Origin of the sequence: Myxococcus sp. AM011 (assembly GCF_013372595.1) — a bacterium.
GTDB classification, from domain to species: Bacteria; Myxococcota; Myxococcia; order Myxococcales; family Myxococcaceae; genus Myxococcus; species Myxococcus eversor.
Window position 1 is genome coordinate 1 of sequence record NZ_JABXEM010000107.1, and the last position, 15,074, is coordinate 15,074.

Annotated in this window: 14 protein-coding genes; 12 read left to right on the forward strand and 2 right to left on the reverse strand. The window is 68.2% G+C overall.

Annotation, left to right across the window (positions count from 1 at the left end; translation table 11 throughout):
• On the forward strand, positions 1-202 hold a 202-nt coding region (locus HUW62_RS22365), incomplete at its 5' end, for a cupin domain-containing protein (RefSeq protein WP_176435564.1).
• Between the two features lie 15 nt (positions 203-217).
• On the opposite strand, the gene HUW62_RS22370 is transcribed toward HUW62_RS22365, so the two are convergent.
• Positions 218-805, reverse strand: coding sequence for a TetR/AcrR family transcriptional regulator (locus HUW62_RS22370; protein WP_255203577.1), 588 nt, complete (start codon positions 803-805; stop codon positions 218-220).
• A 156-nt stretch (positions 806-961) separates the two neighbouring features.
• On the opposite strand from HUW62_RS22370, the gene HUW62_RS22375 reads away from it, so the two are divergent.
• The 10 genes from HUW62_RS22375 (at position 962) to HUW62_RS22415 (ending at position 12,326) form a co-directional block, all read left to right on the forward strand.
• Positions 962-2,707, forward strand: a complete 1,746-nt coding sequence (locus HUW62_RS22375; RefSeq protein ID WP_163867549.1) for a CocE/NonD family hydrolase — start codon at positions 962-964, stop codon at positions 2,705-2,707.
• 129 nt (positions 2,708-2,836) lie between these two features.
• Entirely contained in the window at positions 2,837-3,421 is a 585-nt protein-coding gene (locus tag HUW62_RS22380; RefSeq protein WP_205522711.1) for a hypothetical protein, read from the forward strand.
• 163 nt (positions 3,422-3,584) lie between these two features.
• Complete coding sequence (locus HUW62_RS22385) at positions 3,585-4,910, forward strand: leucine-rich repeat domain-containing protein (RefSeq protein ID WP_163867551.1); 1,326 nt, start codon at positions 3,585-3,587, stop codon at positions 4,908-4,910.
• A gap of 347 nt (positions 4,911-5,257) precedes the next feature.
• A complete protein-coding gene (locus HUW62_RS48895; protein ID WP_255203578.1) occupies positions 5,258-5,755 on the forward strand; it encodes a hypothetical protein in 498 nt (165 codons plus the stop codon).
• Positions 5,661-7,145, forward strand: coding sequence for an FUSC family protein (locus HUW62_RS22390; RefSeq protein WP_255203579.1), 1,485 nt, complete (start codon positions 5,661-5,663; stop codon positions 7,143-7,145). The genes HUW62_RS48895 and HUW62_RS22390 overlap by 95 nt, the downstream gene beginning before the upstream one ends.
• A 163-nt stretch (positions 7,146-7,308) precedes the next feature.
• Complete coding sequence (locus tag HUW62_RS22395) at positions 7,309-8,580, forward strand: hypothetical protein (protein ID WP_176435565.1); 1,272 nt, start codon at positions 7,309-7,311, stop codon at positions 8,578-8,580.
• A 383-nt stretch (positions 8,581-8,963) separates the two neighbouring features.
• Entirely contained in the window at positions 8,964-9,266 is a 303-nt protein-coding gene (locus tag HUW62_RS22400; protein ID WP_176435566.1) for a hypothetical protein, read from the forward strand.
• Entirely contained in the window at positions 9,266-9,523 is a 258-nt protein-coding gene (locus tag HUW62_RS22405) for a hypothetical protein (protein WP_163867554.1), read from the forward strand. Before HUW62_RS22400 ends, HUW62_RS22405 begins: the two co-directional genes overlap by 1 nt.
• Positions 9,520-11,067, forward strand: coding sequence for a PepSY-associated TM helix domain-containing protein (locus HUW62_RS22410; RefSeq protein ID WP_176435567.1), 1,548 nt, complete (start codon positions 9,520-9,522; stop codon positions 11,065-11,067). Before HUW62_RS22405 ends, HUW62_RS22410 begins: the two co-directional genes overlap by 4 nt.
• Positions 11,068-11,102: 35 nt before the next feature.
• Positions 11,103-12,326: an MxcI gene (locus tag HUW62_RS22415; RefSeq protein WP_163867556.1), complete on the forward strand. Its 1,224-nt coding sequence runs from the start codon at positions 11,103-11,105 to the stop codon at positions 12,324-12,326.
• 60 nt (positions 12,327-12,386) lie between these two features.
• Here HUW62_RS22415 and mxcH read toward each other — a convergent pair whose 3' ends face one another.
• Positions 12,387-14,915, reverse strand: coding sequence for a TonB-dependent siderophore myxochelin receptor MxcH (gene mxcH, locus HUW62_RS22420; RefSeq protein WP_176435568.1), 2,529 nt, complete (start codon positions 14,913-14,915; stop codon positions 12,387-12,389).
• Here mxcH and HUW62_RS48900 point away from each other — a divergent pair.
• Entirely contained in the window at positions 14,899-15,024 is a 126-nt protein-coding gene (locus HUW62_RS48900; RefSeq protein WP_255203580.1) for a hypothetical protein, read from the forward strand. The two genes, mxcH and HUW62_RS48900, sit on opposite strands and share 17 nt — an antisense overlap.
• Positions 15,025-15,074: the final 50 nt, after the last annotated feature.

The following is a 15,074-nucleotide window of genomic DNA, read 5'->3' on the forward strand; positions in this document are numbered from 1 at the left end:
GGGCCGGGTGCAGGCGTGGGGCGGGCCGGTGGAGGAGATTCGGCCTGGAGATGTCGTCTGGACGCCTCCCGGACAGAAACACTGGCATGGCGCATCCCCCACCACGGCGATGACCCACCTGGCCATCCAGGAGCAATTGGATGGCAAGAGCGTCGAGTGGCTGGAGAAGGTCACCGACGCGCAATACAACGCTCGACCCTGAGCGCGGGACGCGGGGTCAGACCTTCTCGAAGACGGATATCAGGCGGCTCGCGACGAGTTCACTGTCGAGCTTGCGGTCGATGCTGACTCTGACCACGTAGCCCTGAACGGCGGTGACGATGGCGTCGGAAATCTCGTCCGCCGCGATGTCTGGAGGCCTCTTTCTCGCGCGGGCGGGCTCCTGACACCAGGGCAGCAATGCCGTCCGCACGAGTGCGCGAAACTCAATCACGCTGTCCCGTGCAATCTCTTCAATCTCCGCGTCGCGAGGACCATCCGCCCATATCTGGAGGAGGGTCTGCGCGTGCGCCTTGTCGCTCCTCGACCGCAGCAGGTGCGCGAGGACGCTGGCAGGCGTGCGCTCCGCGGGGAGCTCGTCGCTCACGGTCGCGACCAACTCGCTCAGCGCGGTCGAGGCCGCGAAGCGCAGGAGCTCTACCTTGCTCGTGAAGTGCGAGTAGACCGAGCCGGCGGATGAGTCCGCCTCACGGATGATGTCCGCCATCGAGGTGCCGGCGACGCCCTGACGAGCGAAGCAGCGCATGGCGGCAGCCGCGATGCTTTCGCGCCGCCGCTGCCTCGAACCTTCGCTCAGCCTGGGCATGACAGCAGCCTATCCACACCTGAGACTGCCTTGACAAACAGAATGTTCGTTCTTTATAGCAAGGGTGTCGGGAGTGCGGATATCCATGTCCGAGGCCCGAAGGACGAGGACCGACACGGGGCCGGTCCCTGGTTGAAGAGACACGAGGAGCTCGTCATGAGTGATGACCAGAAGGTGTTCGTACCGTCCCAGCCGTTGGCTCCGGGTGCCAGGTACGGCGTCTTGAGCGGGTTTGCTCCAGGCACCCGGACCTTGCCAGTCGGATTCCGGCTCGCGCCCCCGTTCCAGCCATTGCCGGTCGAAATCGTCCTGGAGAAGGACGTCGCCGTCACCTTGAGGGACGGCGTGAAGATCTACGTCGATGTGCTTCGTCCCGCCGGCACGCGGAAGGTGCCGGTCATCGTGGCCTGGAGTCCATACGGGAAGGGCCAGGGGACCTCTCCGAGCGTGATGGGCATCTTCCAGATGGTCGGGCTCGACAACGGGATTGTGTCGGGGCTGGAGAAGTTCGAGGGGCCGGACCCGGCGTACTGGTGCGCGCGGGGCTATGCGATTTGCAATCCAGACATTCGGGGCGTGGTCGACTCCGAGGGGGACAGCGTCGTCTGGGATCGCCAGGAGGGCCGCGACTGTCACGACCTGATTGAGTGGCTGGCCGTCCAGGAGTGGTGCACCGGCAAGGTCGCGATGAGCGGGACGTCCTATCTCGCGGTGTCGCAGTGGTTCACCGCCGCCGAACAGCCCCAGCACCTCGCGGCGATCAACCCGTGGGAGGGCGTCAGCGACGTCTACCGGGACCTCGTCCTGCGCGGCGGCATGCCCGACACCGGGTTCGCGAGGCAGCTGCAGGACAACAGCTACTGGGGCAAGGGGCGCAAGGAGGACCTCCTCGCGGAGGCCGAGCGGTATCCCCTCATGACGGACCTGTGGGAGGAGAAGATCCCGCGCTTCGACCGCATCACCGTTCCGGCATACGTCGTGGCCAGCTACTCGAACACCCTGCACACGGCGGGCACGTTCCGCGCCTGGCGCCGGATGGCCTCGAAGGAGAAGTGGCTCCGCATCCACAACTCCCAGGAGTGGCCCGACTACTACGACGAGGCGAACAGGGAGGAGCTGCGCCGCTTCTTCGACCGCTACCTGAAGGGTGAGGACAACGGGTGGGAGCAGACGCCGCGCGTCCGGTACTCCGTCCTTGATCTCCAAGGTGGCGACCAGGTCGGAGTCGGTGCTGACGAGTTCCCTCCAAAGGGCGTCGCGCCGACGAAGTACTACCTCGATGGCCGCTCGCGCTCGTTGACCACGACAGCACCGACCGGTGAAGCGACGGCGAGCTACGACGTGAGCTCCAACCCCGATGTGGTGTCGTTCATCACGCGCTTCGACACGGAGACCGTCCTGGTCGGCTACCCGAAGGCGCACCTCTGGGTCGAGGCGCGTGGCTCCGACGACATGGACCTCTTCGTCCTCGTCCAGAAGCTCGATGCGTACGGCACGCCCCTGCAGCAGTTCACCGTGCCCAACCAGGGCGCGCTGGTGCAGGACGTCACCGAACGCGGCGCTTCAATCCTTCGGTACAAGGGCTCGGACGGACGCCTCCGTGTCTCGCTGCGCCACCTGGACGAGACGCTGTCGACCGACGCCGTGCCCGCCCACAGCTTCGACAGAATCGAGAAGCTCTCGCCCGGTGAGGTCGTCGAGGTCGAGATCGATCTGCTTCCGATGGGCCTCGCGTTCCACCCCGGCGAACAGCTCCGCTTCGTCATCAGCGGCAGGAGCCTTCTGGGAACGATGATGCCCGCGATCCGCGAGTACACCCCCGCCAACAGCGGACGGCACGTCATCCACACCGGCGGCGAGCACGCCTCCTACCTGCAACTGCCCGTCCAGGCGAGGAGCTGAAGAATGACCAGCCAAGAACGAACGGGCCCACGAGAGACGACGGCTTTTGCTGTCGAACTCGTGTCAGGGCCCACCTCTGCGGGTGGGGTCGATGACTTCGAGCTCGTCGTCGCACGCCGGGCGCTCGCGTTGCTCAAGGCCCGCATCGGGCGGCAAGGACTGCTGGACCTTCTGGGCGAAGATATCAAGGCAGGCAACGCGTTCCTCCGCGAGAGGGCCGAGGCCTCCGCGGGGAAGTTCATCTCCGGCACCACCGTGCTGGCTGTTCGAGGCCTCAAGGCCGCGCAGTTCGTACACTGGCTCGAGAACAGCTTCAGTGACGAGAACGTGCTCTTGGCGGGCGAACCGGAACACTACGTGATTGCCCCCAACGCGGATTGGACGGTGACCATCGTCGAGAATCTCGGCCCCCATGTCTGCCGAGTCGTGCTTCCAGGCTTCGACACGGCTCCGAGCTGGGCCACGGAGGTGCGCAACGAATTGCTGCCCGAGTCCGACTACCCGTTCCGCAGGCTCGGCGCCATGCACCTGGCGGACGGCACGCTGGTTGGCCGGGTGCTGACCCAGTTCGGCGACACCGATGAGGGCTTCAACGCGAACCTGACCTGCTATTTCCCCGCAGCCTGCCCGGAGGACATCCTCGAGGAGCACCGCCAGCACCTCGCCGTTGAGTTCAGGAACTGGATTGTCGCCGCGGCGCGGGCGAGGCGTTGACGCACGGGCAGGGTGGCCCCGGTGAGACGCGAAGCCAGCCGCGTCTGTGTTTGTCGTTCCGGGGCCTGGAGGGCAGGGCGCTGGGGGAGCGGAGAGTTGATGCCCGCCATCGTTCATGAACTGATGCCCGCGCTGGGAAACTTTCGCTGGGAGCTTCAGGGACATGGCGGCGAAGCAGGGTGCGGTGACGAGTTGGGGGCGTGAGGTCTCCGAGCGGGAAGCCTGGTCGAAAGTGGAGACCGCCACGACGCCCGAGTGGCGTCAGAAGCTGTCCTCCTGGTGGAAGGGCGTCACGGATGGAGGCGTCCTCTTCCACGAAGGTGACCTGGAGGCGGACACGCTGGTTGTCGGGCCCCGGCCGCTCGTCGTCTCCGGAAGCCTCAGGCTGAAGGGGCTGCTGGAGGATGGACACGCGGCCGACCACACGCTCCTCGTCGTCCTGGGCGACCTGGAGGTGGAGAACGTGGTGACGCTCTCGGCCATGTTCATCGCGGGCGACGTCCGGATTCGAGGGCTCCTCTTCGGAGACTCGTTGGGCGACGACGTCTTCTGGGTGGGGGGCGGATTGAAGGCCCGGGTGCTCGTCGAGGAGCACCACCACCTCCACGTGAAAGGCGCGCTCGACGTGGACGTCCTCGTGGGCAGCAAGCTCACCGCGCCGGGCAAGCCGCGTCAGACGTTGGCGCCGCATGAGGCGCTGCTTCCGGGGGCGTGGACGGACGAGGACGAGGACGAGGACGAGGACGGCGTCTTCGACTCGACGCTGGACGGAAGGGCGCTGCGCGCGATGCTGCGCGCGGGAAAGCCCGTCCTGGCTGACACGCGGCTGGGCCCGGTGGAGAAGGCGATCGCCGCCGCGAAGGAGAAGGTGGCGAAGGGAGAGAAGGCGCCTCGGCTCGGGCTCTCGCTCAAGAAGCTGAAGGTCATTCCCGAGGAGGTCTTCTCCCTCACGGGGCTGGAAGGCCTCACGCTGGACTCCAATCCCATCGAGGTGATTTCACCGCGCATCGGTGAGTTGCGAGCGCTGCGCTCCCTGAGTCTGGAGAGCTTGCCGGTGGGCGCGCTGCCCGTGGAGTTGTGTCGGCTTCCCGTGCTCAAGAAGCTGAGCCTGCGCTACTGCGACAAGCTCACCCGTCTTCCGGATGAGTTCAGCGAGCTGGAGTCCCTGGAGGAGCTGTACCTGGACGCCAAGGGGTTGGACGGCTTCCCGGAGGTGCTGACGCGACTGCCGAAGCTCAAGAAGCTCTGGTGGTGGCGCTTCTTCAAGACGCCGCCGGAGAAGCTGCGGGCGCTGGTGGAGGGTCTGGGCCGGATGCCGAAGCTGACCCACTCCGGCTTCTTCCAGGGCGAGGTACCCGAACTGCCCGCGGACCTCACTCCGCTCGCGCGCCTCAAGCAGTTCAAGGTGGGCCTGGACAAGTTTCCCGCGACGGAAGCGCAGCGACTGGAGGCGGCGCTGCCTCCGGGCCGGTTGCACGTGGGCTACTGAGCCGCCGATGCCACGCGCAGGCGAGCGCGGGAGGCATTGATGACGGCGGCCCATGAGCTGTTCTTGCATGAGGTCGATGCACAGGGGCGGGAGTCGCCTGGTCAGCGGGGGCGGCCCCCTCACGTGAGGAGGCGACTCCAGCAAGGGCCTTGGCGGCTTCTGGGCTGAGGTCATCGCGCGGACCGTGTGGCTGGGGGGTGCCGCCTGTTCATCGCGAGAGCGTGCCGGAGGCGCGTGCCTCGCTGTCCATGTCGCCCAGCGGGCGCCCCTGCGAGCGGGGGGAGCTGTCGGGCGACGCGGTGCGTGAGCACATGAGGACATTCATCGCGGACAGGGGAGGCTCGCGGATGCATCGTCTCTTGCGCCACATCCGGAGATTCTTCCGACTCCAGCCGGGCAGGCCGGCGTGGGCGGCCGGTGTTCGCGCGGCGCTGGCCGTCACCATTCCGTACTCGCTCGCCACGTTGCTGGGCTTCAAGGACGCGGGTTGGCTGGGGCTCACCGGATTGCTCGTGACGCTGGCGAATCCCGGAGGGGCGTATCGGGGCAGGGCTCGGGTGATGGGCACGGTGACGGTGCTTGGAGCCCTCGTGGGAGTCATCGCCGCGCTGGCGGGCGGGCGCCTGCTCGTGGATGCGACTCTGCTCCTGGTGGGGGTCTTCGTCCTGACGTTCGCCCGGTGTTACGGCGACACGGCGGGTTCGGTGGGCGAGAAGCTCGCGGTCATCTTCGTGGCGTCGCTGGGGGCGCATGCGGTGGAACTGGACGCGGCATCTACCGCTGCGCGCGAAGATAGAGGGGGCTCGACAGACGCTGGCGTCCACGCGGGTAGGGCGCTCCGATGAATCGCGGCGAGGTGAGCACCTGCTCGTGCTCCTGGAGGTGAGCGAGCAGGTGTTGGGGGTGTTGTTCGCCCTGGCCCAGGCGATGGAGGTGGCAAGCCCCGAGCGCAGGCTCCGTCCCGTGCGGGAGCAGGTGGCGCGCGCGTGTGACTGGTACGCGGAGATCTCCCAGCGGGTGGCGACGGTGTCACTCGCACCGGACACGGCGGCTGTCTACTGGCCGCGCTTTCCCACCCACCGTGAGGAACTGGGGCTCCGAGGGAAATGGCTGCGAGTGGTTCCCGCTTCCGTGACGGAGTTGCTGACGCGGCTGAAAGGACACGCCGTCGCGGCGCAGCGAGCCGCCATGGCGATGCGGCGTGGCGACCCGGTGGCACTGGGGCATCCCCGGTCCCTGTTGCTGGCGAGCCAGCGCCGCCCGTTGCTGGAGACGTTGCGTGCGAACCTGAATTCGCGGTCCGTGGTGCTCCGGCATGCGTTGCGAGCGGGGACGGTCGCCTGTCTGGCGCTGGTGCTCACGCGGGTGCTGGGGTTGGGCGAGGCGTACTGGGTGGTGCTCTCCGCCATCGGCATTCTTCAGCCCTACTCGGCGAACACGGAGGAGCGTGCGCTCCAGCGTGTGACGGGGACGTTGCTGGGCGGGACGCTCGCGGCGGTGATTGCCACCGGGGTGGGGTCTCCGCTGGTGTTGATTCTGGTGATTGGGGTGCTGACAGCGGTCTCCGTGTCGTTGTTGCCGCTCAATTTTGGTGCGTTCCAGATTCTGCTCACGCCGGACTTCCTGCTGCTGGCGACGCTGAGCGCGGGGGATTGGACTGTCGCGGAGAACCGGGCGCTGGGCGTGCTGGTGGCGTGTGTGTTGGCGCTCGCGGGGGTGTGGCTGTTGTGGCCGTATCCGGAGCGCAGGCGTTTCCCGGATGCCGCGGCGACGATGCTGCGAGCGGATGGAAACTACTTCCGGCAGGTGGCGGCGAGCCGCAGCGGCACCGAGCCGAAGGTCAGCGCGGCGCGCAGGGACCTGGGGCTCGCGATGATTGACGCGGAGGCGTCCTTCGAGCGGCTGATGGCGGAGTATCGAGGACCGGCGCACCGGCTGGAGCCCGCGATGGCGCTGCTGACGTACTCACGCAGGCTCGCCGCGTCGGTGACGGCGCTGGGCGAGCAGAAGGCCGTGATTCCATCGTCGGAGGTGCTGGACGTGGTGGCGCACAAGGCGAGCGGGACGCTGGATGTGCTCGCGGACTCGCTGAATCAGGGACAGACGCCCCCGCCGATGCCAGAGCTGCCGTTGCGCCGCATCGCGAACGACCCGGTATCGGGGCCGTTGGTGGAGCGGGTGCCGCGCCAGCTCGAAATCCTGCATGGCGCGGTGGGGAAGCTGGTGTGGACGTGACGGCTGTACGCTGACGTCCATTGAGTGGCAGTCATTTCCTGTCATTTGACGCGCGGCGACCACGGACAACCCGAGGGGTTCTTTTCATGGCGCTGCTTCGACCCGGGGGAGGAATCCGACCCCAGACGCGCAACCCGAATTCGCGCTTCTCGATAATCTGGTCATGAGCGCCATCCAAGACCTGACCCGCCGCCGTCAGCAGCAGGTTTTTGTCCCCGAGCCTCTGCCCAAGAATGCTCCCGCGAAGGCCGAGGAGGCCGCCCCGAAGCGCCTGTTGCGCGACGAGTCGCGGTTCGAGTCCAGGTCACCGGCCAAGGCGCCCGTGGAGCTGAATCCGACGGTCCCCGTCAAGGCGCCCGTGCCGGGCAAGGTCGACATAGAAGGCATCTCCAACATGAAGGACCCGGTGGCGCGCAACCACGCCATCACCCAGGGCTACTACGAGCTCTCCAACCAGATGGCCGGCCTGCTGGGCAAGGAGAACGCCAACTGGGCCACGTTTGGTGTCTGGGCTTCGAAGCAGGCGGGCGTGAGCATCCGGCAGGAGGATCTGCCGAAGGCCTTCATGGACCAGCTCAAGGGCGACAACAAGTGGCTCGGCGCTCTGACGAACATCGGCCTGGGTGCCATCAATCCCCTGGCCCCGGCGCTGACGGAGGCCCTGAAGGTCCCCATCCGGGACGCGCTGAACCGTGTCAGTGATGCCATCGCGGATGGCAACCAGAAGCTCTTCCGGGACATCGCGCCGGAGTTCCAGCGCTTCACGGAGACCTTCAAGGGCGACACGAAGTACGACGCCGCCAAGGTGGAGAAGTACCTGGAGGGCTTCCCGCCCGGGAAGGAGAACCTCAAGGCCGCCTTCTCTGACTACGCCAAGGCGATGTTCGAGAAGGACCCGAACAAGAAGGCGGAGCTGATGCTCTCCGCCAATGACAAGGTTGGCGTCCACGAGCAGAGCCTGATTCAAGGCGAGGTCGAGCGCGCCCTCAACGCTCCGCTCAAGGAGACCTTTGCTCCCATCGTCAAGGCTACGCTCGACGCGGCTGGCAATGCGCTGCCCTTCCCGGCGAACCTCGCCTACAAGGGCGCCAAGGCAACGGGTCTGGTCGACAAGGCGGTGGACAGTGTCGTGAACAGCCTGACGGGGCAGTTCCGCAAGTTCGCCACCGAGCACATGATGAAGATTGGCCTGCCGGAGGGCAGCCTGAGCCTGGGTGACGACGTGAAGCCCGGGGCGCAGGGCGCGTTCCCCGAACACCTGCGCACCATCGAGAGCGGCGAGCTGAACAAGCTCCTGTCCCAGTACGACAAGACGCCCAACTCGCTGAAGGGCTCCTCGGCCAATGACTGGTCCAAGTTCGACCAGCGCATGAACTACATCGTCGACCTGTTCCGCTCCCGCCAGGGCGACCCGAGTCTCTTCAACGCGCCCTGAGCCGCGTCAGTCGTTGCCGCCGAGGCAGCGCTTGTGCGGCGTGGTGTAGACGCCCTCGATGACACCGGGGGCGCCTTCGCGTCTTATTGGGTTGCACAGGTACCCCCCCGAGCCGCTTCTGTCTTCGCTCCCGGCGCGGGCCACCATCGCCCTCGGTCGCGCCGAGCGGGAGAGCCACGCTCGTCTTCCTGCCCGCCCTCCCAAGCCTTGGATTTCTGGCGTCTTGCTTTGAATCCAGGCGCCCAAAACCTGCGTTCCTCGCATTGACGGTGCCTCTCCAGGCAGGGCTCACGGCTCGCCTTGACATCCTCGCGTGGGTGCGGTTGAACTGCTCGCGATTCGCAATTGCGAGTCATTCTCAATTGCCGGCCCGCGAGGAGGACATGGCGACATCGACCCTGCTGATGGTGCTGGGCCTCGCCGTGCTCCGTGGCGTCGCGCTTCCTCCGCTGCTGGACGGTCATCGCCCGTGGGGGAGGGCGCTGGGGGCGTTCTGCCTCCTCGCCTCCGTGGGGTTCGCGGTGAAGGCCCAGGGGCTCGCGGTGGGGCTGACCTGCGCCGCCGTGCTGGCGATGCTGGTCGTCCCGCTCCTCGCGCTCGCGGTGCCGCTGTGGCCTCGTGCCACGCGGTATGTGTGGCCGCTGGGCGCGCTGGCGCTCGCGGTGTTGTGGTGGGGAGGCGCCTGATGGCCCACCAGCATGGAGCCGGCCGTATCGCCGCCGCCGTGACGGGCGCTCCCGGGGCCGCGGTGCTCGCGAGCCTGGCCGTACCGGCGGTGTTACCCGTGCCCGCGGATGTCCGGTTGCTCATCGCGGTGCTCGCCGTCCTGCCCGCCGCCGCCACCGCCGTGTGTCTGGCATTGCTTGCCCGGAGCGCCATGCGTGCCTGGGCGGTCTCCGCCGGGGTCGCCGCCGTGGCGACCGTCGTCCTGGTGCTCGCGTGAAGCTCTCCGCTCGTGCCTACGAGATTCTCTGGGATGCCCACGCGTGGGCCGGCGTGCTGTCGTCCCTGGTCCTGTTCGTGACGTTCTTCCTGGGGGCCTTCGCCCTCTTCGCGGAGGAGCTGTCGCCCTGGCAGGAGCCCACGTTCCGCGCGCCCATCGCCGTCCCGGAGGCGCAGGCCGTCGCGCTCGCGCAGCGGCTGGCCGACACGGAGGCCGCGTCGCGCCCGGTCTGGTTCGGCATCTCCCTGCCCACCGAAGAGGAGCCGTGGCTGCGCCTGTGGAGGATGACCGACGGCGCCATCCATCCGCTCTGGTGGGATCCCGTCACCGGCCGCCAGCTCGGGGAGCGCAGCGACCTGGGCGAGTTCCTCAACGCGATGCACTTCCTGGAGCCGATACCCGGAGGGCAGCACCTGACGGGGCTCGCCTCGGCCGTGCTCGTCCTGCTGGTGGGGACCGGGCTGCTGCTCCAACTCGGCAGGATGATGCGCGAGCTCGTGCGGTTCCGTCCGGGTTCCGCGCGCCGGGTGTTCTGGTCCGACACGCACAAGGTGATTGGCGTCATCAGCGCGCCCTTCCTGCTCGTCTTCGGAATCACCGGCGGGATTCTCTGGCTCGACGACTGGTTCGAGCCCGCCGTGGTGAAGACGTCGATGCATGGCGACCCCCAGGTGAAGGCGAGCGCCGTGGATTGGCCGGCTCCGCCCGCCGCGTCAGGCCAGCCCGCCGGTGCTCCCGACCTCGCCCACGCGCTCTCGGTGGCGAAGCAACGCTTCCCCGCGTCGGAGCACTCCCATTTCTTCTTCGACAACCTCGGTGACGAGCAGGGCTCCGTCCATCTTCCAGGGGAGCGCGAGGGCACGCTCCACGCCTTCACCCACGTGCGCGTCTCGCGGACCGGCGAGCTGCTGTGGTCCCGCGACACGGGCGGAGGGACAATCTATTCGCGGGTGATGGACCCGCTGTACGGGCTGCACTTCGCCACCTGGGCCAGCTTCCCCGCGAAGGTACTCTACGCCCTGCTGGCCTTCGTCTCCGCGTTCGGCATCCTCGCGGGCAACCTGCTCTGGCTGGAGCGGCGGCGCGCGAAGGCGTCCAATCGCTTCGACCGCGTGCTCGCGAAGCTGACCTCCGGCTTCTGCGCGGGACTCGCGCTGGCCGTCGCGAGCCTCTTCATCGCAAACCAGCTGCTCCCCGCCGAGTTGTCCGCGCGTCCGAGCTGGGAGCACGCTTTCTTCCTCGCGGCCTGGGGGCTCGGAATCGCGGGCGCCTTCGTCGACGGTGAGCCCGCGCGGTATGCGCGTCGCCTGCTCATGGCGGCCAGCGCGCTGCTCGTCATCGTCCCGCTCATCGACGGGGCGAGGATGGGGCGGCTGCCCTTCGCTTCGGGCTCGGCGCATGTGCTGGCGACGGAGCTGGGCCTCATGGCGCTGGCGCTCCTCCTCGCTGGCGCGGCGCGCGGCATCCGTCGCCTCCAGCGCCCCACGCCCGTGGCGTCCCCTTCCACCGTCGAGCCGGACGCTCCCGCCTCCGTACCGACCTGACCCTCCACGCTTCACCCCCCTCAATGGAGTCCATCATGAGCACCCTTCGCCGTCTCGCCACGGCATCCGCCGCCACCACCCTCCTGCTCACCACCACCCTGGTGGGTTGCGGAGACGACGACGACAAGACGCCGGGCCCGTCCGATACGAAGGAGCCCGTGTACAGCCTGGCCACCTCGGTCTTCTCGCAGGCGGGAAGCGCCACGTACGTGAGCGTCTTCAACTCCCTGGACATCACCGGGCTGGATTTGACGAAGGCCCGCGAGCACTCCGGCTTCGCGACGATTGGCGCCGTCGACGGGATGCTCTTCGTCGGAGCGGGCGAGGCGCCCGAGGTGTCGCGCTACACGGTGAAGGACGACGGCACGCTGGAGGACGCGGGGCGCATCAGCTTCGCCAGCTACGGCCTCGCCACCTCGCCGCTCTACTTCAACCAGTTCGTGGACTCGACCACCGCGTACATGTCGCTGGAGGAGTCCAAGCGCATCATCTGGAATCCCTCGACGATGCAAATCTCCGGTCCCGCCGAGGTGCCGGGCCTGGTCCGCGAGCGCGATGGCCTGGTGGTGAAGACGGGCTATGACCGCGCCCGCGTGGTTCGCGGTGACGATGTGTTCCAGGCGTTCTACTGGACGGATGGCAGCTACTTCGACTTCCTGCCCACCTCGCAGATCGCCATCTATTCGAAGGCGGATGACAGCCTGGTGAAGCTGCTCGACGCGCCGTGCCCCGGGCTCGACGTGGCGACGCAGGACGAGGCCGGCAACCTCTACTTCTCCAACTGGGTGTTCAGCTCCGCGGCGCCCGTCCTCAAGGAGACCGCGCCCGCCACTTGCGTGGTGCGCATCAAGGCCGGCTCGCGGGAGATCGACACCACCTTCACGCGCTCGCTGTCCTCGCTGGTGGGCGGCCGTCAGACGGCGGCGTTCCGCTACCTGGGCAACGGCACCGGCGTCGTCGCCGTGTTCCACGACGAGGACATGACCATCGACGCGAACACCAAGGCCACCGACATCACCGGCGGCCTGCACTGGAAGCTGTGGCGGGTGAACCTGGAGGCTGGCACGGCGTCGCCCATCGAGGAGCTCGGCTTCATCGCGGGCGGTTACTACTCCTTCGCGCTGGACGGCCGGACGTTCCTGCTGCTGCCCACGGCGGACTACAGCAAGACGGCCATCTGGGAGCTGGGCGTCAGCGGCGCGGCGGTGAAGCGCTTCGAGACGCAGGGCTGGGCGTACCAGTTCGTGAAGGTGCGCTGAGCCGTCGTGCCTGACGCGCCTGGCTTCTTTCGAGGCCGGGCGCGTCGTCCTTGCCGTCCGTCAGTACTCGAGCGTGCCCTTGAGCCAGGCCGCGCGGCCGGGCCGCTCGACGCCGAAGAAGTCGAAGACGCGCGCGTCGGTGACGTTCTCCAGTTCGGCGGTGAGCCCCGCGGTGAGCTTGCCTCTCCGGACGCGGTAGCCGACTCCCGCCGCCTGCACGAACTGGGTGGAGATCTTGTCCTTCGACTCCACCGTGCCCAGGCCCTCCCAGTTGCGGAAGAAGCCATTCACATAGCGGGTGCTCCAGAACGGTGACAGCTCGTCCTCCGCCAGCGCCAGCCCTCGCAGCGACACCCGGGCCGTGGCGTTGGCGAAGAGCCATGGACGGTTCGGCAGGCGTCGTCCCTCGAAGGCGCCGAAGGTGCCCTGGCCGGAGGCGTTGCGTGGGTTCTGCACCGTGGCGTTGGCATCCAGGCTGAAGAGGCCGCCCGGTGAACTCCACCCGGCCGAGCCCTCGACGCCGAGAATCCGCGCCGCGTACACGTTCTGGTAGCTCCAGTCGCGGTCCCTGCCAGCGAGCAGGATGAGGTTGTCCGCGAAGCGCGCGAAGCCGTTGAGCTCGCCCCGGAAGCTGCCCAGCTTCGTGCGCAGCGGCACGGTGGCGAGACCCAGGTTCAGGTTGTGGCTGTGCTCCGGTTCCAGGTCGAGGTTCTCCTGGACGAGCACGCCGTTGCCGAAGACCTCGTCGGGGCGCGGCAGGCGCGTGGCGCGCTCGTAGCTGGCCTTGAGGTAGACGGGCGAGCCCAGCCGGAGCCGCAGCGCCGCGCCACCTCCGAGCTGATGCAGGTCGCGGTCCTTGTCGCGCCAGCCCCCCGTCTCCAGCGGCTGCTCGGCCTTGGCCACGTAGACGTAGTCCTTGCCGAAGAGGATGACCTCCAGCGCGTCGTCGAGCAGGTCGACCTGGTATTCGAGGCCGGTGACGAAGGTGAGCTGGGAGCGCTCCGGAGCGAGCCGGTCCGGGTCGCTGGGGCTGACCTTGCGCCGCTCCTCACCGGTCCGCACCATCAGCGTCGGAGCGAAGGCGAGCCGCAGCGTCTGGTGCTTCGCCACGTCCCAGCCCACGTTGACGCGGCCGTAGATGGACTGCTGCCAGACGGTCTGGTCGATGGGGCTTTCACCCAGCTCGCCCGCGACCTCGCGCGGATTGACGCGGTTTCCGAACCAGTCGTAGACCCACTCGCCCACGTCCGTGAGCCTCGTGGCCTGCCACGCGTAGCCGGCCAGCACATCCAGGCGTGCGCTCGGCGACAACGTCTTCGCGTAGAGCAGCTGCGCGCCCAGCGAGTCGGCGTCGTAGCGGGCCTCGCCGTAGGGAGCGCCCGACATCACCAGGTTGTGTTGCAGCTCCTTGTCATGCTGGGAGCCGAAGGCGCGCACGACGATGCGGTCCGCCCAGGACAGGCCGGTGTAGCCCGCCTCGACGCCACCGCCGAGCGCCTCGTAGCCGTCGTGGAAGCGCTTGACGGTGACGGGACGGATGGAGCCCCGGTCGTCCGCGGCCTCCACGTCGACGGAGTAGTCGTTGTTCGTGGTGTCCGCGAAGAAGTGGGCCCGCGCGTAGAAGCCCTCTTCGGCGGGCTTGTAACCGCCGCCGAGCGTGAGACGGAAGGTGCCGAAGGCTCCACCCTGGAGGGACACCGCCCCATGCGCGCCTGTCTCCAGTGGCGCGGAGGTGAGGTTGACGGCGCCACCGAGCGCGTCCGCGCCGTAGCGCACCGGCACCACGCCCCGATAGAGCTGGATGGCGTCCACCAGGTTGACGGGCACGTTGGCGATGCCGAAGGGGTAGCCCGAGAGGTCCAGCGGCACGCCGTCGAGGAAGAAGCGAATCTGGTCGTCGGTGAGGCCGTTGAGCGCGAACAGCGCGGTGCTGCCGAGCCCACCCGTGCGCCGCACCTCCACGCCCTCCTGCGAGGCGAGCACCTGGCCCAAATCTCCAGAGCGCGAGCGCGCGCGCTGGATGCTGACGATTTTCACGGCCTCGGCGGACTGGCGCCGCTCTTCCGCGTCCGAGCGCGCGGAGACGGTGGTCTCCAGCTTCTTCTCCTCGGGGACCGGCGGCGTGGGCTCCGCTGTCGCGCCAGGCTCCGCCGTGGGCTCGGTGATGGGCGCCTGGGGGACGGGAGGCGAGGCGGGCGCGTCGAGCTTGAAGGTGTGAGCCAGCTCAATCTGGCACGCCACGGCCTCGCCCCGGACGCGCGCGGGCTCGAACTTGAAGGAGAGGCTGGTGGTCCGCACGGCTTCGTCGAAGGCCGCGCCCGCGGAGCGGACGACCTCCGAGTCCGTCACGGTGCCCTGCTCATCGAGCGTGAGTCGAAGGACGACCTCGCCCTCGCGCCCGGCCGCCTGCTCGGCTTCGGGATAGGGGACCCCGACGCTGTCGAGGCGCCGAGGCACCTGGACCTCGTCGCTCGGTGGGGCCTCCGCCGTGGCCGAGGCCGGAGCGGGCCCCTCGGAAGGGGACGGCGTGGACGGGGCCGGGGAGGCCACCGAGAGGAGCAACGCGAGGGAGGTGACCGGTGAGAACATCCGCAATCCCGGACTACTTGGTTTTGCGACGCAATATCAATTGCGCGGCCAGGGGGATATCGAGGATTGCGGCGAGGCGGTCAAGGCGCGCGGCCCGTCCGCCTCGTGAGGTCCTGCTTCCTCGCCCGCGAGCCCCACGTCACGGGCTCGCGGCGAGGG

Bases quoted from the DNA above. Each gene is read 5' to 3' on its own strand.
- HUW62_RS22370 (WP_255203577.1), bottom strand. From the start codon at position 805: ATGCCCAGGCTGAGCGAAGGTTCGAGGCAGCGGCGGCGCGAAAGCATC.
- HUW62_RS22390 (WP_255203579.1), top strand. From the start codon at position 5,661: ATGCGGTGGAACTGGACGCGGCATCTACCGCTGCGCGCGAAGATAGAG.
- HUW62_RS22415 (WP_163867556.1), top strand. From the start codon at position 11,103: ATGAGCACCCTTCGCCGTCTCGCCACGGCATCCGCCGCCACCACCCTC.
- HUW62_RS22405 (WP_163867554.1), top strand. From the start codon at position 9,266: ATGGCCCACCAGCATGGAGCCGGCCGTATCGCCGCCGCCGTGACGGGC.
- HUW62_RS22400 (WP_176435566.1), top strand. From the start codon at position 8,964: ATGGCGACATCGACCCTGCTGATGGTGCTGGGCCTCGCCGTGCTCCGT.
- HUW62_RS22385 (WP_163867551.1), top strand. From the start codon at position 3,585: ATGGCGGCGAAGCAGGGTGCGGTGACGAGTTGGGGGCGTGAGGTCTCC.
- HUW62_RS22395 (WP_176435565.1), top strand. From the start codon at position 7,309: ATGAGCGCCATCCAAGACCTGACCCGCCGCCGTCAGCAGCAGGTTTTT.
- HUW62_RS48895 (WP_255203578.1), top strand. From the start codon at position 5,258: ATGCATCGTCTCTTGCGCCACATCCGGAGATTCTTCCGACTCCAGCCG.
- mxcH (WP_176435568.1), bottom strand. From the start codon at position 14,915: ATGTTCTCACCGGTCACCTCCCTCGCGTTGCTCCTCTCGGTGGCCTCC.
- HUW62_RS22375 (WP_163867549.1), top strand. From the start codon at position 962: ATGAGTGATGACCAGAAGGTGTTCGTACCGTCCCAGCCGTTGGCTCCG.